This window comes from Serratia sp. MYb239 (assembly GCF_002966855.1).
Classification (GTDB): domain Bacteria; phylum Pseudomonadota; class Gammaproteobacteria; order Enterobacterales; family Enterobacteriaceae; genus Serratia_B; species Serratia_B rhizosphaerae.
The window spans coordinates 4,496,253-4,517,858 of the sequence record NZ_CP023268.1 but is presented as its reverse complement, the minus strand read 5'-3'; the positions used below and the strand labels follow the sequence as shown (position 1 = coordinate 4,517,858).

Sequence of the window (21,606 nt, the reverse complement as noted above, 5' to 3'; positions counted from 1 at the left end):
CGCAGATGTCGCGCGCTCTGCGACCTGACAACGGTATAAGGATTATAAGATGAACGCTTCTGTCTTCTCTATGAATACTTCCCTGGCGGGCAAAGTCGCCGCCGTCACAGGCGCTGCGTCCGGTATCGGGCTGGAGTGCGCCAAAATCATGCTGCAGGCCGGCGCCAAAGTGGTGCTGATCGATCGCGATGCGGACAAACTGCACGAGGTGGTCGGCGAGCTGGGCGAGCAGGCGCTGCCGCTGCAGGTTGACCTGATGGACGGCGCCCAGGTGGACGGCATTCTGGCGCAGATCCTCAAACTGGCCGGCCGGCTGGACATTTTCCACGCCAACGCCGGCGCCTATATCGGCGGCGCGGTGGAAGAAGGCGACCCGGACGTGTGGGAGCGGGTGCTGAAGCTCAACACCAGCGCGGCGTTTCGCAGCGTGCGCGCCGTGCTGCCGCACCTGATCGCGCAGAAGTCCGGCGACATTATTTTTACCAGTTCCATCGCCGGCGTGGTGCCGGTGGTGTGGGAACCCATCTATACTGCTTCTAAATTCGCCGTGCAGGCGTTCGTCCACTCGACCCGCCGGCAGGTGGCGCAGCACGGCGTGCGCGTCGGCGCGGTGCTGCCCGGCCCGGTGGTGACCTCGCTGCTGGATGACTGGCCCAAAGAGAAAATGGAAGAAGCGCTGGCGAACGGCAGCCTGATGCAGCCGATTGAGGTCGCCGAGTCGGTGCTGTTTATGGTGACGCGCTCGCCGAACGTGACGGTGCGCGACCTGGTCATTCTGCCGAACAGCGTCGATCTCTGAGCCACTATTTAGCGAAAGGTAACCAGATATGAGCAGTAAAGCCAGATACCTGATTGGCGTTGACGTCGGTTCCGCCAGCGCGCGGGCGGGAGTGTTTGATGCAGACGGTAATCTGCTCGCCTCCGCCAAAAAGAACATTGCCACCTTTCACGCCAGCGGCCACCGGGTTGAACAGTCCGGCAATGATATCTGGCGCGCGGTGTGCCACTGTGTCAGGCGCGCGGTGACGCAGTCCGGCATTGAGCCGGCCGCGGTGGCGGGCATCGGCTTTGACGCCACCTGTTCGCTGGTGGTGGTCGGTGAGGAGGGCGCGCCGCTGGCGGTCAGCCCGGGCGGTGAGGCGGAGCGCAATATCATCGTCTGGATGGATCACCGCGCCGCACAACAGGCGGACGCCATCAACGCTACGGCGCATCCGGTGCTGAAATACGTCGGCGGGCGCATCTCGCCGGAAATGGAAATACCCAAGCTGCTGTGGCTGAAGCAGCATCACCCGGAAACCTTCACGCAGGCCTGGCAGTTCTTCGATCTGACGGACTATCTGACCTGGCGCTCTACCGGCGATCTGGCGCGTTCGCAGTGTACGGTCACCTGCAAGTGGAACTATCTGGCTCATGAAAACCGCTGGGATGCCGACTATTTCCATACCGTCGGCCTGCCCGAACTGGCGGAGGCGTCGTTCGGCCGCATCGGCCAGCTCATCGTGGAGCCGGGAACGCCGTGCGGGCAGGGGCTGTCGGCCCAGGCGGCCGAGGATATGGGGCTGCCGCAACATACGCCGGTGGCGGCCGGTATGATCGACGCGCACGCCGGCGGCATCGGCACGCTGGGGGTGGACGGCTCGCCGGAAGAGAAGCTGGCCTATGTGTTCGGCACCTCCTCCTGCACCATGACCTCCACCCGCACGCCGGCCTTCGTGCCGGGCGTCTGGGGGCCGTATTATGCGGCGATGGTGCCGGGCTTCTGGTTGAGCGAGGGCGGGCAGAGCGCGGCGGGCGCGGCGATTGATCGCCTGCTGGAGCTGCATCCGGCGTCGGCGCAGGTGAAGGGGCAGGCCGAGGCGGAAGGGTTGCCGCTGCCGGTTTATCTGGCGGATCTGGCGATGAACAGGTTCGATGCGCTGTCCGACGCGGTGCAGTGCGCCCGTGAGATGCACGTGGTGCCGGAGTTTGCCGGCAACCGGGCGCCGCTGGCGGATCCTTATGCTCGCGCGCTGATCTACGGCCTGGATATGGATCGCGATCTGGACAGTTTGATTGCGCTGTATATCGCCGGCGTGTGCAGCCTGGGCTACGGGCTGCGGCAGATCATCGATGCACAGCGTGAGAACGGCATTGCAACGCGTGATATCGTTATCAGCGGCGGCGCCGGCCAGCATCCGCTGGTGCGTCAGCTGATTGCCGACGCCTGCGGCTGCTCGGTGCTGGCGACCAAATCGGAGGAGCCGGTGCTGCTGGGCTCCGCCATTCTGGCCGCGGTTGCCGGCGGGCTGCGTGCCTCGGTGAGCGACGCCATGCAGGCGATGACCGCCCGCGAGTGCGAATATTCACCCAACGCGGCGTATGCGGCGCTGCATCGCCGCCGCTATCAGGCGTTCCAGCTGCTGCAGCAGACGGCGAAAAATATCCGCGAAGATCGCTACTAATACGCCGTCTTGCACATGGGCGGTGGGGACGTTATTTCTTCACCGCCAGCCACTTATCAATAATTTTCTGGTACTCGCCGCTGGCTTTGGTCAGGTGCAGCCACTGGTCGACGTACAGCTTCCAGCTTAAGTCGTCACGCGGCAGCATGTAGGCCTTCTCGCCGTACTGCATGGGCTTTTTCGGGTTAACGGCGCACAGCTTCGGGTAGCGCTTTTGCTGATACAGCGCTTCGGAGGCGTCGGTGATCATCACGTCGGCCTTGCGATCGACCAGCTGCTGGAAGATCCCCATATTGTCGTGCGACAGCGTCAGCTTCGCTTTCGGCAGGTGCGCGCGGGCGAAGGCCTCATTGGTGCCGCCGGCCGGCTCGATCACCCGCACCGACGGTTTGTTGATCTGGGCGATGGTGCGGTATTTCTTCACGTCGCTGCAGCGCACCAGCGGGATCTTGCCGTCGGTATCCAGTTTTTCCGCGAAGAAGGCCTGTTTTTGCCGTTCCAGCGTAACGGAGATACCACCCATCGCGATATCGCACTTGCCGGCGTTAAAGTCCTGCATCAGGGTTTTCCAACTGGTTTTGACCCACTTCACCTCGGCACCGAGGCTTTTGGCCAGCGACTGGGCCATCTCGATATCGATGCCTTCATAGCCGCCTTTTTCCGGCAGAAAGGTGTAGGGCTTGTAATCGCCGGTGGTGCACACTTCCAGCTGCTTTTGCTGTGTCACCTTATCCAGGTGCGACTGGGCGCTGGCGCCGCCGGCGGCGAGCAGTAAGGCGAGAGGCGCTAATTTTTTCATCATTTTCCCTTTCTTATACATTCGTGGCTTTATGCGTCGGTTAGCCGTGGGTTGTGGTTGGTTTGCGTGAATTATCCGTTTTTTATGCCGCCGATAAACGGCGTCAGTCTGATTTGCTGCTACGCAACGCGCATTCTCTGACGCGGAACGATAACAACACGAAAAAAACTGATAGTCTGAACGTCAATATTTCTTAACACAGTTTACAGGTGGCTATGTACAACATTGACGATTTTGATATGAAAATCCTGACGCTGCTACAAGCCAACGGCCGACTGACCAACCAGGAACTGAGTGAGCTGGTGGGGCTGTCCGCGTCGCAGTGTTCCCGGCGGCGCATCAGCCTGGAGCAGGCGCAGCTGATCCGCGGCTACCATGCGCGGCTGGCCCCCGAGGCGGTGGGGTTGGGCATGGTCGGGCTGATTGAGGTGAGCCTGACCAACCACGGACCGGAACAGGTGGACAGTTTTCATTACATGCTGGAGCATACGGAAGCGGTGCTCGACGCCTATAAGACCACCGGCGACGCCGACTATCTGCTGAAAGTGGCCGTCGCCGATCTGGCCGCGCTGAGCGAGTTTATCAGCCAGACGCTGCTGACCCACCACAGCGTGGCGCACGTCAAGACGGCGGTGGTGCTGAACCGCATTAAAGAAAACGGCCTGCTGCCGGTGGCGCGTTAAGCCCCCTGTTGCTGAGCATTTTTTACCGCGGCGGCCTGGCAAGCTAACCACACTTTTTATGGTGGATATTTCCCCGCGGATAGCGTCTATATTAGGTGCATTGGCGTGTGCGTATGCTGTCGGCGCGCCGGTCTCTGTACCTTAAAAATAACTAAAGCAAGGAGAACAACACCGTGTTCCAGAACGTTGATGCCTATGCCGGCGACCCGATACTGTCGCTGATGGAGAAGTTCAAACAGGATCCGCGCGAGCATAAGGTAAACCTGAGCATCGGCCTGTATTACAACGAGCAGGCGATTATCCCGCAGTTGCAGGCGGTCGCCGCCGCCGAGGCGCAGCTGAGCAGCGCCGATCACGGCGCCTCGCTGTATCTGCCGATGGAAGGCCTGCAGCCTTACCGCAGCGCTATCCAGCAGCTGCTGTTCGGCGCCGATCACCCGATGCTGCAGCAGGAGCGCATTGCAACGGTGCAGACCGTCGGCGGCTCCGGCGCGCTGAAGGTGGGGGCCGATTTCCTGCATTACTATTTCCCGAATTCGCAGGTGTGGGTCAGCGATCCGACCTGGGAAAACCACGTGGCGATCTTCAGCGGCGCCGGCTTCAAGGTGAATACCTACCCGTACTTCGACAGCGAAAGCCTGGGCGTACGTTTCGACGCTATGCTGAGCACGCTGAAAACGCTGCCGGCGCAGGGCATCGTGCTGCTGCACCCGTGCTGCCATAACCCGACCGGCTCCGATCTGACGCCGGCGCAGTGGGACGAGGTGGTGAAGGTGCTGGCCGAGCGCGAGCTGATCCCATTCCTCGACATCGCCTATCAGGGCTTCGGCGCCGGCATGGAGCAGGACGCCTACGCCATCCGCGCCATTGCCGCTGCGGGGCTGCCGTGCCTGGTGAGCAACTCGTTCTCGAAAATCTTCTCGCTGTACGGCGAGCGCGTGGGCGGGCTGTCCGTGGTGTGTGAGAGCAGCGAAGCCGCCGGCCGCGTGCTGGGCCAGCTGAAGGCGACCGTACGCCGCAACTACTCCAGCCCGCCGAACTTCGGCGCGCAGGTGGTGGCCAAGGTGCTGAACGACGCGCAGCTGAAGCAGCAGTGGCTGGATGAAGTAGAAAGCATGCGCGCCCGCATTCTGGAGATGCGACAGACGCTGGTGAATGCGCTGAAGAGCGCGCTGCCGCAGCGTAACTTCGATTACCTGCTGCAACAGCGCGGCATGTTCAGCTACACCGGCTTAAACGCGCAGCAGGTCGACCGCCTGCGTGAAGAGTTCGGTGTGTACCTGATCCACAGCGGTCGCATGTGCGTCGCCGGTCTGAACCACCGCAACGTGCATCAGGTGGCGGAAGCAATCGCCGCCGTGCAGTAAGTCATAAAATAGAACGGGGGCGATATCGCTATCGCCCCCGTCCCGTCAGCCGCGCCGCTATTTGTCGGCGCTGCCTTGCGCCATCTGCGGCGGCAGCTGCAGCAGGCTGCGTTTCTCCGCGACCTCATCCTTCGTTATGGCCGGCGCCGCATTGCCCCAGCTATTGCGGATGTAAGTCGTCACCGCCGCCACCTGTTCGTCCGACAGCTTCCAGGCAAAGCTCGGCATCGCGCCGCTGGTGGGATTGCCCACGGTCACCGCGCCACGGCCGCCCTGCAGAACGGTGGTCACCAGCGATGCGGCGTCCGGCGCCATAATCGCCGGGTTGCCGGCCAGGCTGGTGGCCAGGTTCGGGATGCCTTTGCCGTCGCTGTTATGGCAGGCGGTACAGTTAGCGGCATAGACGTTGGCGCCCATCTTCATTTGTGCGCTGTCTGCGGCCAGCGGTGCCGGTTTTTGCCGATCCGATCCCGGCTGGGATTTAAGATACACGGCGATGGCGCGCAGGTCCTGCTCCGTCAGGTGCTGGGTAGAGTTGCTGACCGCCTCCGCCATTGGGCCGGAGGCGACGGCGACGTGGTTGCTGCCCAGCCTGAGGTAGTCCACCACCTGATCTTCCGTCCACTCGCCGATGCCGGTGTAGCGGTTGCCGGTGATTTCCGGCGCGTACCACTCGCCCAGATTGCCGCCCTGCAGATAGGCGGAGGTATCCCCGCCGATGAGGTTCTTCGGCGTGTGGCAGGCCGCGCAGTGCTCCAGTCCCTGCACCAGATAGGCGCCGCGGTTCCACTGTGCCGACTGGCCGGCATCCGGCGTAAAGCCGCTGTTGTCGAAGAACAACAGGTTCCAGCCCATCATCGCCAGACGAATGTTGTACGGGAACGGCAGCCGGGTTTCCGGCACCTTGTTTTTCACCGGCTTGACCGAACGCATATACAGCCACAGGTCGTGCATATCGGCGTCGCTGACTTTGATATAGGCGTTGTACGGCATCGCCGGGTAGAGGTTTTCCCCCTGTTTGCCCTTGCCGTGGCGCACCGCGCGGAAAAAGTCGCGTTCGCTCCAACTGCCGATACCGTCTTCAACGTCCGGGGTGATGTTGCTGGCGTAAATACCGCCGAAAGGCGTGTCGATCCGATAGCCGCCGGAGAACGGCTGCTTGCTGCCCGGCGCGGTATGGCAGGCCACGCAGTCGCCGGCAATTGCCACGTATTTGCCGCGTATCACCGCCTGCGCGTCCGCCGCGGACGGCGGCTGGCTGGTCAGCGTCCGGTCGTCCGCCACGTTATCGGCGCTGGCATCGCCGTTTTTCCACAGTAGCCCAACCACCACGGCGGCGGCGACCACGGCGATCCCGCCTGCAATTTTGATTTTTTTCATCTCACACCTTTACCAGCGGGCCGGGGTTTTTGACGTACTGTTCGATAATCGCTTTCGCCGTCCACAGGCTCAGCGCGCCGATGGTGCCCGTCGGGTTGTAACCGGCGTTGTTAGGGAAGGAGGAAGCGCCCAGCACGAACAGGTTATGCATGTCCCAGCACTGCTGATAGCGGTTCAGCACGCTGGTTTTCGGATCGTTGCCCATTACCGCGCCGCCGATGGTGTGATCGCTGGCGAGGTTGTACGGCGAGTAACGGCCGGAGGCGGAGTTGGTGCCGATGACGATCTTGGCGCCCATCGCCTTGCCCAGCTCTACGCTTTTCTCTTCGATAAAGCGTGCTGTGCGGCGGTCGTTTTCGTTGTAGTCAAAGGTGACGCGCAGCAGCGGGTTGCCGTTATCGTCCGTGTATTCCGGATCCAGATCGAGGTAGTAATCTTCGTGCGAGTAGCTGGTGCCCTGGCCGAAGATAAAGGAGCCGTTCTGGAAGGCGTGGGTGTAAGCTTTTTTCCATGCCTTGCCCCAGCGTGGCGTGCCGGGCGGCAGCGCGTCGGCATTGCCGATCGGGCGTGCGCCGCGGGCGACCACCAACAGGCCGGCGCCGCCGATAAAGCCCAGTCCGCTGTGGTCGAAATTATCGCCGTTATAGTCATCCACCTGCTGCGACAGCGCGCCGGCGCCGATAAACGGGTTAAGGTTTTCGTCTTCGAAGAACAAATTGGCACCGGCCACCGTCTGGAAGCTGTAGGCGCGGCCGACCACGCCGGTTTTACTGACGGGATCGTAAGGCTGGCCGATTTTCGACAGCAGCAGCAGGCGCACGTTCTGCATCTGGAACGCCGACAGCACTACGATATCGGCTGGCTGTTCCCACTCTTTTTTATTGCGGTCCAGATAGGTGACGCCGGTGGCGGTTTTGCCGTCAGCGGCCTTGTTGACCCGCACCACCGCCGAGTCGGTAAGCACGGTAAAGTTCTCGCGCTGCATCAGGGCCGGCACCACGCAGGCGTTGGGGCTGGATTTGGAGAAGTTGCCGCAGCCGTAGTACAGGCAGTAGCCGCAGTAGGTGCAGGGACCCATGCGTACCCCCAGCGGGTTGACGTAGGCGCGGGAGGTCTGGCCCGCCGGCACCATAAACGGGTTCAGCCCCAGCGACGTGGCCGCATCGCGGAACAGGTCGGTCAGGCGCAGTCCTTCCAGCGGCGGCAGCGGGTATTCGCTGCTGCGGTTGCCTTCAAACGGGTTGCCGCCCGGGATAATTTCGCCGTTCAGCTTGCCGGCCTTGCCGGAGACGCCGGCGATCTTCTCGAAGCGGTCGTAGAATGGCTCCAGCTCGTCATAGGTAACGCCCCAGTCCTGCAGAATCAGACCGTCGGCGATCTGCTGTTTGCCGTAGCGCTCGACGGTCTGGGTGTACGGCTGCAGGTCGAACGGCGTAAAGCGCCAGGCCATGCCCGCCCAGTGGGTGCCTGAACCGCCCACGTTATACCCCAGCTCGTTCAGGTTCCAGTCGCGGGTCGGCAGCGCTTTTTCGCTGCGGTGGTTGCGGAAGGTGGTGGTTTCCACCGCAGGCGGCAGCAGCATGCTGCGGCGGGTATCCCAACGCAGTTCATCGGTATCGATGGAGGGTGGAAAATCGGTGGCGGTTTCAAACCAGGGGCCGCGTTCGATGGCGACGACGTTTAATCCGGCGCGGGTCAGCTCTTCGGCGATCAAAGAACCGCACCATCCCAGGCCGACGATAACCACATCGGCTTTTGGACGTACATTTTTCATAGTTGGACTCACAATTGCTCGGCGCGACAGCGGCGCGGGATCAAAGCGTGTTATCGATTAAACTGGTGGGGATGATGTTCAGCTTTTGCCCTTTCTTACCGAGCAGATCGCGGAAGTCATAGCGCGCGCCCGGGAAACCAATCATTTTCCAGCTGGTCATGTCTTTATTGCCGCCGTAAATCGGATCGGCCAGGAAGCCTTCGCGTACGTTTTGCAGCAGCAGCTCAAACAGCACCTTGGTTTCCACCTGCGGGCCGAGATCGTAGCGGTCGGTCTCCATGGCGTGCAGGATGCGCTCCTGCTGCTGTTGGTCGAGGGCGATAAAGTCCTTACCGAACTGCGCCCTGGTGGCGCTATCCAGCGCCGCCAGGCCCTGGCGGTAACGCTGCGCCGGCGTCAGCGGCGACTGCGGCCCCTGCTGCGGGGTGCCTTTGACAAAACGTCCCAGCCGGTAGAGAGCGACGGCGTTGCCGTAGTCGCCCGCCAGCTGACGGTCGATAAAGGTGGCGCAGCCGGCCTCTTTGCCGCCGAGGCTCAGTTCATCGGCCGGAATAAAGCGCTCGGCGATGATGGCGACGGTATCGAATTCATGCTGCGTGAAGTACTGCAGGCCGCCTTGGCGCGGCGGCGCTGGTGGCGTGTTGATGTCGCCGGGGTTCCAGGGTTGCCCGCCGTTGATGACGTCGGCCTGTGCCGTAGGCAACGACGAAGCCACCCCCAGCGCGACCACTGAGGTGAGAAATTCTCTGCGTTTCATAAATTCCCTGCCGATTAATTGCTCAAAAACTATTTTTTTATTTTTTCACGTTTCACGTCCGCGCCATGAACGGGGGACGCGCCCAGCGCTGTTTTTTACATGCGAATAAAGAAATTAATAAAGTGTTAACAACGCGGCGAGAATAATTTCTTCCGTGTCGGCAGGGAAGGTTTTCGTTGATGGTTTTCCATCATCGGCCCGGTTTCTTTCCCGCTTTTGGCTTCCTATAGTGAGTTCACGTTGTCCTGACAGTACGCCGTCCCGCTCATCAAACACACGAGGAGAGCCTTATGTTTCCCACCGCCTTACCTCAGCCGAAGCGGCTGGCGCCTGAAAGCATTCCCGTTCTGCGCTGGGGGATTATCGGCCCCGGCTGGATTGCCGACCATTTCGCTGCGGCGCTGCGCGGCCAGACCCGGCAGCAGCTGGTGGCCGTGGCGGGACGCAGCGCCGAGAAAACGGCGGCGTTCGCCGCGCGCTGGGATATTCCCCAGACCTGTCAGAGCCTTGGCGAGATGCTGGCGCTGAACCAGCTGGATGTGGTTTACGTCGCCACGCCGCACAACCACCACTTTCCCGACGCCATGCGGGTGCTGCAGGCCGGTAAACACGCGCTGATTGAAAAGCCGCTGGCGCTTAACGCCCGTGAGGGGCGGGCGCTGCGGGATGAAGCGCGGGCGCGTGGCCTTTTCTGTCTGGAGGGGATGTGGTGCGACTTTACGCCGAAATATGATGTGCTGCGCCAGCTGCTGGCCAACGGCGATCTGGGGGATCTGCACACCCTGATTGCCGATCACGGCGAGTTCTTCACCCCGGAACACCGTATTTTTAATGCCGACCTGGCCGGTGGTCCGATGCTGGATCTGGGCAGTTACCTGATATCATTCAGCATCGGCATTGCCGGCGATGTGCCGGAGGCGATCGTCGCGTACGGGCAGCCCGCGCCGGGCGGGGTAAACGGCCAGGCGTCGATGCTGTTTAACTACGGCAACGGCATGCAGGCGGTGCTGAATACCACGCTGTTCAGCCATACCTCCGGTGCGGCGACGATCGCCGGGCGCGACGCCACGCTGTATCTGGACGGGCAGTTTTACGCACCCGGCGACTTCACGCTGCAGTCCAGCCAGGGCAACCGACGGCTGCATTGGCAGGACCGGGGCGGACGCTATGTACAACTGAGTTATGAAATTGAGCACGCGGCATGGTGCATCGGACAGGGGCTGACGGAGTCGCCGGTGCGCCCGCTGGATACCTCGCTGATGACGCTGCGCACGATGGATGAAGTGCGCCGCCAGCTGGGTATCGTCTTTAACGAAGAGCGCGCGGCGGCACGGCTGGCTTAGCCCGCCGCGCGGGGAGCAGAGATGAAGAAGTTAACCATCGGCAGGCTGGCGCAGCTGGCCGGCGTCGGCGTGGCGACGGTGGATCGGGTGCTGAATGAACGCGGCGGCGTAGCGCCGGAGACGGCGCGCAAGGTATTGCTGGCCGCGCGCGAGCACGGTTTTAACCGGGTATTGCCCGAGGCGTACCAGCACCCCTGGCGCATCGAGGTGATTCTGAGCGGCAACGGCTCATTTTTTTTCAAAAAGCTCGATAACAGTTTCAGCGAACTGGCCGGCGCGCTCGGCTACCGCCGGGTGACGCTGCACCGGACGTTTATCTCTGAATCCCACCCGGTCAGGCTGGCCGAGCATATCATGGCGTGCAGTCGTCAACGGGACGGCATTATCGTGTTTGCGCACGATCACCCTGCGGTCTATGCGGCGCTGGCCGACTGCCGGGCGCGGGATATTCCGGTGATCACCATCGTGACCGATCTGCCGCATGCCGAGCGCCTGTGCCACGTCGGCGTCAATCAGCTGCAGGCGGGCCGCACCGCCGGATTGCTGATGGGTCGCACCCTGAAGGCGCCGGGCGAGGTGGTGATGGTCAGCGGCCGCAGCGACTACAGCGCGCACCGTCAGCGCATTGAGGGCTTCCGGGCGGTGCTGCGCCAGCGCTTCCCGCAGATTGACCTGAAAGAGGTGCTGGTGGGGCGTGACGAACGCCATACCATCCGGCGTCTGCTGGCGGAAACGCTGAACAAAAACGGCCATATCGTCGGGCTGTATAACACCGGTTCCGGCAACACTGAAATCAGCGCCGAGCTGGCGAAGCACCGGCTGCTGGGAGAGTGCGTCTATATCACCCATGAGCTGTACAGCCTGACGCGCCGGCTGTTGGATAACGACAGCCTGTCTTATGTGATCGACCAGGATGCCCGCCAGCATGCGCAGCTGGCGATCGACCTGATGCTGGGCCAGCTGGGAGGCGGCGACGCCGTCGACATGTACCAGAGCGGGAAGGTAGATTTTAAAATCTTCACCGCAGAAAATTGCGAGTAGGGCGTACGTCCCCGGCGTGAAAAGCGTGGTATCTCCCTCAATTCCTTCTATGCTCAAAATGTAGCCAGTATTCTTGACGGCGGCTGCGCCGCTTCGCCACGGACGCGCGGCGCAGCACGCCGGACGACGGACATTTATCGAGGGACTAACTCCATGAATTCTTCAGCATTATTGCAATATTGCATGGCGAAACCGGGCGCGCAGCAGAGCGACCAGAATCAGTGGCAGGCCAGCCAGGTGAAGGTCGGCGAGGTGATGTTCGCCATGGTGTGGGAGATTGAGGGCCGCCCGGCGCTGGCGGTGAAATCCAGCCCGGAGCAGGCGGAAAATCTGCGTGAGCTGCATCCGGAAATTGTCCCCTGCGAGCATCTGAACAAGGCGCACTGGAATGCGGTCTATCTGGACGGCGGCCTGCCGGACTCGCAGTTTTATACCCTGATTGACGGTTCGTACCAGCTGGTGCTGTCGGGGCTGCCAGAGCAGGTGCGCCAGGGGCTGCAGGCCTGACTACGGCCATTTTCCCATGTACGCCTCTTCAACGGCCTTCAGGCGAAGGTGTGATCGTTAACACACATTGGGAACGTTCCCTTTCTCATCATTGACGCAAGCGTCTAGGCTGATGGCCGTAGAGCGAATCGCAAAAGGGAGCGTCTGATGGCTACAAGTGAAGAAAAATGCAAGATGATCGCCGGTGAACTGTATGACGCCGGCGATGAGCTGCTGCGCAGTGAACGCCTGCGGGCGCGCCAACTGCTGCATCAGTACAACCATTGCGCACCGCAGGAGGGCGAGCAGCGCAGGCAGTGGCTGACGCAGCTGCTGGGGCAGTATCAGGGCGGCACCATCGAACCCAGCTTCCGCTGCGACTATGGTTACAACATCTATCTGGGAAAAAATTTTTACGCCAACTTCGACTGCGTGATGCTGGACGTCTGCGAGGTGCGCATCGGCGATAACTGCATGTTGGCGCCGGGCGTGCACATCTATACCGCGACGCACCCGCTGGATGCGGCAAGCCGCGTCGGCGGCGCCGAGTACGGCAAACCGGTGACCATCGGTGATAACGTGTGGATCGGCGGACGGGCGGTGATCAACCCCGGTGTGGCCATCGGCGATAATGCGGTGATTGCCTCAGGCGCGGTGGTGACCAAAGACGTGCCGGCCAACTGCGTGGTGGGCGGTAATCCGGCGCGTATCCTGAAGCGGCTGTAAAAGTCGGGCGCCGCAGCGGGCGCCCGTGGTGCGCTTAGGCGCGCAGCGAGTCGATGTCCACCACAAAGCGGTATTTCACATCGCTTTTCAGCATGCGCTCATAGGCTTGGTTGATCTGCTGCATCGGAATCAGCTCGATATCCGAGGTGATGCCGTGCTGACCGCAGAAATCCAGCATCTCCTGAGTTTCCGCAATGCCGCCGATCAGCGAGCCGGCGATGCGGCGGCGCTTCAGAATGAGGTTAAACACCTGCGGTGACGGATGATCGTGTTCCGGCGCGCCGACCAGCGTCAGCGTGCCGTCGCGGCGCAGCAGGTCGAGGAACGGGTTCAGGTCGTGCTGAGCCGCCACCGTATTGAGGATAAAGTCGAAGCTGTTGGTATGCTGCGCCATCTCCTCCGGGTTGCGGGAAATCACCACTTCATGAGCGCCCAGGCGTTTGGCGTCTTCGATTTTCGACGGCGAGGTGGTGAACAGCACCACATGCGCGCCCATGGCCCGCGCCAGTTTCACCCCCATATGCCCCAGCCCGCCGAGACCGACGATGCCGACCTTTTTACCCGGGCCGACGCCCCACTGGCGCAGCGGCGAATAGGTGGTGATACCGGCGCATAGCAGCGGCGCGACGCCGGCCGGATCGAGGTTGTCCGGCACCCGCAGCACAAAGTCCTGATCCACCACCATATCGGTGGAGTAGCCGCCGTAGGTGACGGCGCCGGTCTGGCGATCCTGGCCGTTATAGGTGCCGGTAAAACCATTTTCGCAATACTGCTCCAGCCCTTCCTCGCAGCTTGGACAGCTGCGGCAGGAGTCGACCATGCAGCCGACGCCGACCAGATCGCCGACCTGATAGGTGGTCACGCCGCTGCCGACGGCGCTGACGCGGCCGACGACCTCATGGCCCGGCACCACCGGATAGAGGGTGTTATTCCATTCGTTGCGCGCCTGGTGCAGATCGGAATGGCAGACGCCGCAAAACAGCACCTTGATTTGGACATCGTGTTCGCGCAGCGTGCGCGGTGAGTAATCGAAAGGCACGAGCGCAGACTGCGCGTCATGCGCGGCATAGGCATGCGTAATATTCATGGTTACTCCAGTTATCAATCAGTGCAAAAGGTGTTTTTTCCGGCAGCAGAATGCCGGTGAGGTGCGGCCTGAGTGATGAGGCGGCCGCTGAGGGAAGGTTGATAATAAGTGCTGCGCCGGGGGAGGGAAATGCCTGATAGTGTTGGAATCTTGCCTGTTTCTGTTCAATGTTCGTACGGCGGGCGGTCTGCGTGACCACCCGCCGTGCGCATCAGGCGTCAGCGTTTCAGCAGCGGCTTGAGGAAGCGCGCGGTGTGTGATTCCCGGCATTCCGCCACGGTTTCCGGCGTGCCGGACACCAGGATCTCGCCGCCGCCGCTGCCGCCTTCCGGCCCCAGATCGACAATCCAGTCGGCGGTTTTGATCACGTCGAGATTGTGCTCAATCACCACGATGGTATTGCCCTGATCGCGCAGCTGATGCAGCACCGCCAGCAACTGCTGGATGTCGGCAAAGTGCAGGCCGGTGGTCGGCTCATCCAGGATATACAGCGTCTGGCCGGTGCCGCGCTTGGACAGCTCGCGCGCCAGTTTGACGCGCTGTGCTTCACCGCCGGACAGCGTGGTCGCCGACTGGCCAAGACGGATATAGGACAGGCCGACATCCATCAGGGTTTGCAGCTTGCGCGCCAGCGCCGGCACCGCGTCGAAGAACCCGCGGGCTTCTTCGATGGTCATCTCCAGCACTTCGTGAATGCTTTTGCCCTTGTATTTGATCTCCAGCGTTTCACGGTTGTAGCGCTTGCCTTTGCACTGGTCGCAGGGCACATAAATGTCCGGCAGGAAGTGCATTTCCACCTTGATTACGCCGTCGCCCTGGCAGGCTTCGCAGCGGCCGCCTTTCACGTTAAAGCTGAAGCGGCCCGGGGTATAACCGCGGCTGCGTGATTCCGGCACGCCGGCGAACAGTTCGCGCACCGGGGTGAAAATGCCGGTGTAGGTAGCCGGGTTGGAACGCGGCGTACGGCCGATCGGGCTTTGATCGATGTCGATCACCTTGTCGAAGTGTTCAAGGCCGGCAACCTCGCGGAACGGCGCCGGTTCGGCGAGGGTGGCGCCGTTCAGCTGGCGCTGGGCGATCGGGAACAGCGTATCGTTGATCAGCGTCGATTTGCCGGAGCCGGACACCCCGGTGATGCAGGTGAACAGCCCCACCGGCAGCGTCAGCGTCACGTCCTTCAGGTTGTTGCCGCGCGCGCCGCTCAGTTTCAGCACCTTGTTCGGGTCTGCCGCCACGCGCTCCTGCGGAATGGCGATTTCGCGCTTGCCGCTGAGGAACTGGCCGGTCAGCGAGTCCGGCTTGGCCATGATGTCTTCCACGCTGCCTTCGGCGACGATCTGGCCGCCGTGTACGCCGGCGCCGGGGCCGATATCGATCACGTGGTCGGCGGCGCGGATGGCGTCTTCGTCATGCTCCACCACGATCACCGTGTTGCCCAGGTTGCGCAGGTGGATCAGCGTTTCCAGCAGGCGTTCGTTGTCGCGCTGGTGCAGGCCGATGGACGGCTCGTCCAGTACGTACATCACGCCCACCAGGCCGGCGCCGATCTGGCTCGCCAGGCGGATGCGCTGGGCCTCGCCGCCGGACAGGGTTTCCGCCGAGCGCGACAGCGACAGGTAGTTTAGGCCGACGTTAACCAGAAACTTCAGGCGGTCGCCGATCTCTTTCAGCACTTTCTCGGCGATTTTGGCGCGTTGGCCACTCAGCTTGATGTTCTGGAAGAAGGTCATCGCGTGGCCGATGCTGAGATCCGAAATCTCCGGCAGCGTGGTGTCTTCGACAAACACGTTGCGCGCTTCTTCACGCAGGCGGGTGCCGTGGCAGGAGGTGCACGGACGGTTGCTGATAAATTTGGCCAGATCCTCGCGCACCGCACTGGATTCGGTCTCTTTATAGCGGCGCTCCATATTGTGCAGCACGCCTTCAAACGGATGGCGGCGCACGGTGGTGTCGCCGCGATCGTTGATGTATTTAAACTCGATCGACTCTTTGCCGGAACCGTTCAGCACTGCTTTTTGCACGCTGGCGCTCAGGCTGTTGAACGGCGCTTCGACGTCGAACTGATAATGCTCCGCCAGCGAGCGCAGCATCTGGAAATAGTAGAAATTACGGCGATCCCAGCCGCGGATGGCGCCGCCGGCCAGCGACAGCTCCGGGTTCTGCACTACGCGATCCGGGTCGAAGAACTGCTGCACGCCCAGGCCGTCGCAGGTCGGGCAGGCGCCGGCCGGGTTGTTGAACGAGAACAGGCGCGGCTCCAGCTCGCGCATGCTGTAACCACAGATCGGACAGGCGAAGTTGGCGGAGAACAGCAGCTCTTCCGCTTTGTCATCGTCCATATCGGCCACCACCGCGGTGCCGCCGGACAGTTCCAGCGCGGTTTCAAACGACTCCGCCAGCCGCTGCGCCAGGTCTTCGCGTACTTTAAAGCGGTCGACCACCACCTCGATGGTGTGCTTCTTCTGCAGCTCCAGCTTCGGCGGATCGGACAGATCGCACACTTCGCCGTCGATGCGCGCGCGGATATAGCCCTGCGTCGCCAGGTTCTCCAGCGTTTTGGTGTGTTCGCCTTTGCGATCTTTGACGATCGGCGCCAGCAGCATCAGGCGTTTGCCTTCCGGCTGGGTGAGCACGTTGTCGACCATCTGGCTGACGGTCTGCGCCGCCAGCGGCACGTGGTGGTCCGGGCAGCGCGGCTCGCCGACGCGGGCGAACAGCAGGCGCAGATAGTCATGAATTTCGGTGATGGTGCCGACGGTGGAACGCGGGTTGTGCGAGGTCGATTTCTGTTCGATGGAGATCGCCGGCGACAGCCCTTCAATATGGTCGACGTCCGGTTTTTCCATCAGCGACAGGAACTGGCGGGCATAGGCGGAGAGCGATTCGACGTAGCGGCGCTGCCCCTCGGCATACAGCGTATCAAAGGCCAGCGAGGACTTGCCGGAGCCGGACAGCCCGGTGACCACAATCAGTTTGTCGCGCGGGATGATCAGGTTGATGTTTTTGAGATTATGGGTTCGAGCACCACGAACTTCGATATTGTCCATTTACACTTCCCGTCTTGGTGATACGCCGTGCGGCTTTACGGTTGGTTTTGTGACCAGGTGCGCAAAAAAACGCCACAGCCAGTACGAAACGCATAATTATGACACAAAAAAGCCTGAATGAATATCCAGTGTTCGTATGAAACGTTGTCGATCGTGGTGACAATTTTGGAATACAATGCGCAGTTATCAAGGCGGGTGTGGTTTCAGCTTTCGCGTGGTAAACTGACTCGTTTATACTGTGTAAAAATCATTCTTCAGGAGAGAGTTCATGGCCAGCAGAGGCGTAAACAAAGTAATTCTGGTCGGGAATCTGGGCCAAGACCCCGAAGTCCGTTACATGCCGAATGGTGGCGCGGTCGCCAACATGACCCTGGCTACCTCCGAAAGCTGGCGCGATAAAGCGACCGGCGAGCAGAAAGAAAAGACCGAGTGGCACCGCGTTGTGCTGTTCGGCAAGCTGGCGGAAGTGGCCGGCGAATATCTGCGTAAAGGCTCGCAGGTGTATATCGAAGGTTCCCTGCAGACCCGCAAATGGACCGATCAGAGCGGTCAGGACCGTTACACCACCGAAGTGGTGGTAAACGTCGGCGGTTCCATGCAGATGCTGGGCGGCCGTCAGGGCGGCGGCGGTGCACCGGCAGGCGGTGGTCAGGGCGGCCAGGGCGGTTGGGGTCAGCCTCAGCAGCCGCAGGGCGGCAACCAGTTCAGCGGCGGCCAGCAACAGCAGTCGCGCCCAGCGCCAAGCAGCGCGCCGGCGGCCAGCAGCAACGAACCGCCAATGGATTTTGACGACGATATCCCGTTCTAAAAAATACCTCAGACATTTCTGCCAATGTCCGCGCCAGAAGCCCCGATACACGGGGCTTTTTTTATGTCTGCAAAGGAAGAATTTGACTGGGTGCTTTTGGGTTATCGGTTAGGTCGGAGAAGGTAAAAAACCGTGACCGGTTTAGCCGTCAGACCTGCAGTTCAGCCGATTGTACGCGCTGAATGGTAAACTGGACGGTATCAAGATCGTGCCGCTGTCCGAGGTCGCCACCAAGGACGATTTTTTCAACATCAAAAACGTCAGCCGCGATGACCTATTGAGCGCACACCGCGTGCCGCCGCAAATGATGAGGATTATCCCCAGCAATACCGGCGGTTTTGGCGACGTCAAGAAAGCCGCTCAGGCATTTTTTCGTAACGAGTTAATCCCACTGCAGGAACGCATCAAAGAGGTGAACGACTGGTTAGGGGAAGAGGTGATCAACTTCAAAGATTATGAGTTGCCCTCTGAATGACAGGAGCCGCCTCTCGGCGGCTTTATTTTCATATGCAATATTTTTCAACCACCACTACAACCCATGACGCTCTTTTAGTTCTTTTGTTTTAACCATAATCAAATCGCTTAACGTATCGCAAGAATCATAAACATAATCGCTCGCTATACGGTCTCTGGCTTCCCACTTTTTATTTTCAGTATTAAAAACAAAAATATCAGTATCATCCGAGCCAATAACAATAAAACCATCTAGGGATTCATCATAAAACCCTTTCTCTTTAGATAAAATATCATTATTCAAGAAAATGTTATTTTTATCATTTTCATCCAAAGGATGAAATATTATCCCATCAAAATTAATTCCATCACTGATACGGGAAAACTCGCCGTATTGCCTCCAAAAATCCGGCTGTTCGTCTTCAATACCCCGACTAAAGTGATAATTATTGATTTCGCCTCGGTAGGGTGGGTTAAGCGCGCCCCCCAATCGCTGGCAAATATCATTAAACAAACTTACTGCTTTATTAATTTCTGTCATACGTCCCCCTTAAGGATAGACTATACCCTTTGGAATAGGCCATAAAATCGATTTACTTTCAGATGTACTAAGAGTCTTTGTTACTCTTTTTTGCGCAGTCGTAAATACTGCATGTTCATGCGCCTTGTTAATCAACACAAGATTATCAAAGCTATTTGTCCCACTGTCATCTAACGGTAATTTATGATGAACCTGATAATCTATTGGAGCAACCCCTTTTAGCATGTTAGCTCTAGTGTTATTATCAAACCTAGCAACAATATCTGGATTGTCGGAAATATTTTTTATAAAATCAGTTCTAACTTTATTTTTAAATTCAGAGCGTAATGCCACTAACTCACCTCTCGGCCTCTGAATATAATCCATTTTAATAACATCAATATTGTTGAGTAATTTTTTATCGCCCTTGTAAGTCCCTAGAAAATGCTGAAGTTCTTCTAACGACTTTATGTTAGCAATGTTGCCGCCGGGCATACGAGTAACAGCAGCTATCGAAGATAAAGCAACCAGCGACCCTATCGACTGAGGGTTAGCCACCTGGGTAAAACCTTCGGCCGCATCGCCGCCAAGCTGCTTAGCCGTCTGTGCGAAACCTTCCACGTTCTGATTGTATATCCCCCCGGCAGCCAGCAACCGCCCAACGGCTTTACTGTTCAACGTGCTAAGCTGCTTTTTTGCTGCTTGAGCGTACTGGGGGGGCGTGTAATATTCCGCAGGCTTTACCGTTGGCAAAGGTCGCGAGCGTTCTCCCCTGTGCCTTATCGCCTGTTCGTAGTAGTCAGTGATGCGGTTACCACCGCCCAACATGAATGAATTAGCCCCACCACAACCTACCAAACGACCATTATCATTGATATAAAAAGCAAAACGGGTGCTGCTCCACATTTCTTTATCATCAATGTAAACAATATTGCCGCACTCTATATCGCCCTTTAACTTACTGGCGTATCTACCGGTTTCAATCACTGTCTGGGTGTCCCACGGGGAGCGGGGCTGTATGTCATCCCCGAACATGTTAAACCCGCCGGAGCTGCCAGAATCCAACACATAATGTCGGCATACCTCGCGCCATGCTTCACGGGGGGTGATGATGCTGTCATAGCGTTCGGGCGGTAACTCGTCATAAAACAGGTGATACAGATTGCCGGGTAATTTCTTCATGATATGAGCAACTCCCTTGCGGTAAAAAACGTCATTTCCGTGACATAGCTAACCCTTATAGCAGTTTCAATCTACGACCAGCAACCCTAAGCGCCTTAGACGCCCACTACGGCGTTTTAACCCCACAGATCGCAACGATATCCCACTAACAAAAAGCGCCCTCAGGGGCGCTGTGCTCTTAGAAAAAGGTATTGATAACACCGCTTGTGCGCAATGCTATCCCCGCCTCTTTTTGAAGCATGGATAAAATATCAGCGGCAATTCCGCTCCTGTAAGCTTCAGCTCTGCTTTGAGTTGGATTAATGCTCCTCCTGCAGGGGCGTGTTTATCATGCCGGAATTCTGTTTCTGAATGGAGCAGGATTTTGGGATAGGGTCAGTACTTTTGGGTTATCGGTTACGTCGGAGAAGGTAAAAAGTCGTGGCTGCTTTAACCGTCAGACCTGCAGTTCAGCCGCTTATGGCGGTTTTGTGCCAGAAGCAGAGGGCAAGGCGCGTTTTAGCCTCATAGACAGCATGAAGTTTGGTCACCCTTAATTAATAGACTTGAAAGTCTGATAAATATTAGTAGACTCATTAGTCTACTTAATGGCTGTTGTGGAAACCCTGATGACTAACTCGAAGTCCTTTTTGCTAACGCTCTGCTTATCCCGTGTTTTATTGACTTTTTTCTTCTGGATGGCCGGTGTTTTTGGCGTATTCAATTTTGGGGTGATCGTCCAGGAAATGGCGACGGTGGGTCTTCCCTGGCCGGTTCTCTTCGCGGTTGCCACCATCCTGTGCCAGCTCTGTGGTTCCGCACTGATAATTTTTAATTGTGCAGGCTATGGCTGGATTGGATCGGTAATGCTGATTGTGTTTACACTGCTGACTATCCCGGTGGGACATCCATTCTGGACATTCAGTGAGCCAGAACGAACGCAGGAGTTCCATATTGCTCTTGAACACATTACCGTTATCGGGGGGTTAATCATGAGCGCCCTCCTTTCAGGCCATAAACGATGAACGAAAAAAACCGCCAAAAAGGTCGCCCTAAAGATCCGCTCAAAGAACGCGCGATACTTCAGGCTGCACGAAAATTATTTCTGGAAAAAGGACTGGACGTCACCACGGAGGAAATTGCCCGTGTCGCTGGCGTGGCAAAGGCCACCCTGTACGCAAACTTTGCCGACAAAGACATCCTCATTGAAGCGGTATTACGGCAGGAGTCAGATTTAACAATCAGTGATGAAGATTTTTCAAAACGGCATAACCATTCACTGACGGATACGCTGATTGCATTTGGAAACCGATTCGTCCGTTTTATAAATCAGCGTGAGCTGACCGGATGGGATCGGCTGATTGCCTCTGCTGCCATTCGTCATCCGGATTTACCACGGCGATTTTACGTCGCAGGCCCCGGCAGGGCGCAGCAGATGTTGGAATCTATTATTGCTGAAGCCGTTGACGAAGGCGTGCTGATATCATGTAACCCGCGCGAAGCCGCTGATGATTTAGCCGGATTATGGTTGGGCATGACGAGTCTGGAGATAAAGCTCGGCGCGAGAAAGACACTGTCTGATGAGGAGATTAAGCGTCGGGTGTCGCATGCGCTCGGTGTTTTTATGCGCTTTTATTCAGTCAAATAGCGCTTACGAGCGGCTATGTGTTGAAAGCCGGCGAATAGCCATGCTTGATTACGAAAAGTATCCAATTCTTTCGAGCTGACTA

Annotated in this window: 19 protein-coding genes and 1 pseudogene; 12 read left to right on the top strand and 8 right to left on the bottom strand. The window is 58.9% G+C overall.

Annotation, left to right across the window (positions count from 1 at the left end; all coding sequences use genetic code 11):
- Positions 1 to 49: 49 nt before the first annotated feature.
- Together CLM71_RS21605 and CLM71_RS21600 are read left to right on the top strand one after the other, a co-directional pair.
- Entirely contained in the window at positions 50 to 799 is a 750-nt protein-coding gene (locus CLM71_RS21605; protein ID WP_172606245.1) for an SDR family oxidoreductase, read from the top strand.
- A 28-nt stretch (positions 800 to 827) separates the two neighbouring features.
- Complete coding sequence (locus tag CLM71_RS21600; protein WP_105232826.1) at positions 828 to 2,444, top strand: FGGY-family carbohydrate kinase; 1,617 nt, start codon at positions 828 to 830, stop codon at positions 2,442 to 2,444.
- Positions 2,445 to 2,475: 31 nt separating this feature from the next.
- Here CLM71_RS21600 and CLM71_RS21595 read toward each other — a convergent pair whose 3' ends face one another.
- Positions 2,476 to 3,243, bottom strand: coding sequence for a transporter substrate-binding domain-containing protein (locus CLM71_RS21595; RefSeq protein ID WP_105233535.1), 768 nt, complete (start codon positions 3,241 to 3,243; stop codon positions 2,476 to 2,478).
- A 215-nt stretch (positions 3,244 to 3,458) separates the two neighbouring features.
- On the opposite strand from CLM71_RS21595, the gene CLM71_RS21590 reads away from it, so the two are divergent.
- Positions 3,459 to 3,926: an Lrp/AsnC family transcriptional regulator gene (locus CLM71_RS21590; protein ID WP_015962077.1), complete on the top strand. Its 468-nt coding sequence runs from the start codon at positions 3,459 to 3,461 to the stop codon at positions 3,924 to 3,926.
- A gap of 173 nt (positions 3,927 to 4,099) precedes the next feature.
- The gene (locus tag CLM71_RS21585; protein WP_105232825.1) at positions 4,100 to 5,293 is read left to right on the top strand and encodes an amino acid aminotransferase; all 1,194 of its coding nucleotides are present in this window, start codon (positions 4,100 to 4,102) and stop codon (positions 5,291 to 5,293) included.
- A gap of 57 nt (positions 5,294 to 5,350) precedes the next feature.
- Here CLM71_RS21585 and CLM71_RS21580 read toward each other — a convergent pair whose 3' ends face one another.
- The 3 genes from CLM71_RS21580 to CLM71_RS21570 are packed head-to-tail and all read right to left on the bottom strand — an operon-like array spanning position 5,351 to position 9,204.
- Positions 5,351 to 6,673, bottom strand: coding sequence for a c-type cytochrome (locus CLM71_RS21580; RefSeq protein ID WP_105232824.1), 1,323 nt, complete (start codon positions 6,671 to 6,673; stop codon positions 5,351 to 5,353).
- 1 nt (position 6,674) lies between these two features.
- Positions 6,675 to 8,447, bottom strand: coding sequence for a GMC family oxidoreductase (locus CLM71_RS21575; protein WP_105232823.1), 1,773 nt, complete (start codon positions 8,445 to 8,447; stop codon positions 6,675 to 6,677).
- 40 nt (positions 8,448 to 8,487) lie between these two features.
- Positions 8,488 to 9,204 carry a gluconate 2-dehydrogenase subunit 3 family protein gene (locus tag CLM71_RS21570; protein WP_105232822.1) on the bottom strand — a complete coding sequence of 239 codons (717 nt, stop codon included), beginning with the start codon at positions 9,202 to 9,204 and terminating at the stop codon, positions 8,488 to 8,490.
- Positions 9,205 to 9,494: 290 nt separating this feature from the next.
- On the opposite strand from CLM71_RS21570, the gene CLM71_RS21565 reads away from it, so the two are divergent.
- The 4 genes from CLM71_RS21565 (at position 9,495) to maa (ending at position 12,800) form a co-directional block, all read left to right on the top strand.
- The gene (locus tag CLM71_RS21565; protein ID WP_105232821.1) at positions 9,495 to 10,547 is read left to right on the top strand and encodes a Gfo/Idh/MocA family protein; all 1,053 of its coding nucleotides are present in this window, start codon (positions 9,495 to 9,497) and stop codon (positions 10,545 to 10,547) included.
- A gap of 21 nt (positions 10,548 to 10,568) precedes the next feature.
- Positions 10,569 to 11,588 (top strand): LacI family DNA-binding transcriptional regulator, encoded by a 1,020-nt coding sequence (locus tag CLM71_RS21560; protein ID WP_105232820.1) that lies wholly within the window; start codon positions 10,569 to 10,571, stop codon positions 11,586 to 11,588.
- A 153-nt stretch (positions 11,589 to 11,741) separates the two neighbouring features.
- Positions 11,742 to 12,095: an MmcQ/YjbR family DNA-binding protein gene (locus CLM71_RS21555; RefSeq protein WP_015962070.1), complete on the top strand. Its 354-nt coding sequence runs from the start codon at positions 11,742 to 11,744 to the stop codon at positions 12,093 to 12,095.
- 147 nt (positions 12,096 to 12,242) lie between these two features.
- On the top strand, positions 12,243 to 12,800 hold the full coding sequence (gene maa / locus CLM71_RS21550) for a maltose O-acetyltransferase (protein ID WP_105232819.1): 558 nt from the start codon (positions 12,243 to 12,245) through the stop codon (positions 12,798 to 12,800).
- A 34-nt stretch (positions 12,801 to 12,834) separates the two neighbouring features.
- Here the strand turns inward: maa and CLM71_RS21545 are convergent, their stop codons facing one another.
- Positions 12,835 to 13,887, bottom strand: a complete 1,053-nt coding sequence (locus tag CLM71_RS21545; RefSeq protein WP_105232818.1) for an NAD(P)-dependent alcohol dehydrogenase — start codon at positions 13,885 to 13,887, stop codon at positions 12,835 to 12,837.
- A 218-nt stretch (positions 13,888 to 14,105) separates the two neighbouring features.
- Positions 14,106 to 16,934 (bottom strand): excinuclease ABC subunit UvrA, encoded by a 2,829-nt coding sequence (gene uvrA / locus CLM71_RS21540; protein WP_105232817.1) that lies wholly within the window; start codon positions 16,932 to 16,934, stop codon positions 14,106 to 14,108.
- Positions 16,935 to 17,202: 268 nt separating this feature from the next.
- Here uvrA and ssb1 point away from each other — a divergent pair, with 268 nt between their 5' ends.
- Together ssb1 and CLM71_RS21530 are read left to right on the top strand one after the other, a co-directional pair.
- Entirely contained in the window at positions 17,203 to 17,742 is a 540-nt protein-coding gene (gene ssb1, locus CLM71_RS21535) for a single-stranded DNA-binding protein SSB1 (protein ID WP_015962066.1), read from the top strand.
- Positions 17,743 to 17,914: 172 nt separating this feature from the next.
- Positions 17,915 to 18,217: pseudogene (locus CLM71_RS21530) on the top strand (Presumed portal vertex protein); the annotation flags it as partial.
- Positions 18,218 to 18,271: 54 nt separating this feature from the next.
- Here the strand turns inward: CLM71_RS21530 and CLM71_RS21525 are convergent.
- Both CLM71_RS21525 and CLM71_RS24345 read right to left on the bottom strand, forming a co-directional pair.
- Positions 18,272 to 18,736 carry a YrhA family protein gene (locus CLM71_RS21525; RefSeq protein WP_105232816.1) on the bottom strand — a complete coding sequence of 155 codons (465 nt, stop codon included), beginning with the start codon at positions 18,734 to 18,736 and terminating at the stop codon, positions 18,272 to 18,274.
- Positions 18,737 to 18,745: 9 nt separating this feature from the next.
- Entirely contained in the window at positions 18,746 to 19,897 is a 1,152-nt protein-coding gene (locus CLM71_RS24345) for an HNH endonuclease signature motif containing protein (protein WP_105232815.1), read from the bottom strand.
- Between the two features lie 608 nt (positions 19,898 to 20,505).
- Between CLM71_RS24345 and CLM71_RS21515 the strand changes: the two genes are divergently transcribed.
- Positions 20,506 to 20,901: a DoxX family protein gene (locus tag CLM71_RS21515; RefSeq protein ID WP_105232814.1), complete on the top strand. Its 396-nt coding sequence runs from the start codon at positions 20,506 to 20,508 to the stop codon at positions 20,899 to 20,901.
- The gene (locus tag CLM71_RS21510) at positions 20,898 to 21,524 is read left to right on the top strand and encodes a TetR/AcrR family transcriptional regulator (RefSeq protein ID WP_105232813.1); all 627 of its coding nucleotides are present in this window, start codon (positions 20,898 to 20,900) and stop codon (positions 21,522 to 21,524) included. Before CLM71_RS21515 ends, CLM71_RS21510 begins: the two co-directional genes overlap by 4 nt.
- Positions 21,525 to 21,606 lie beyond the last annotated feature (82 nt).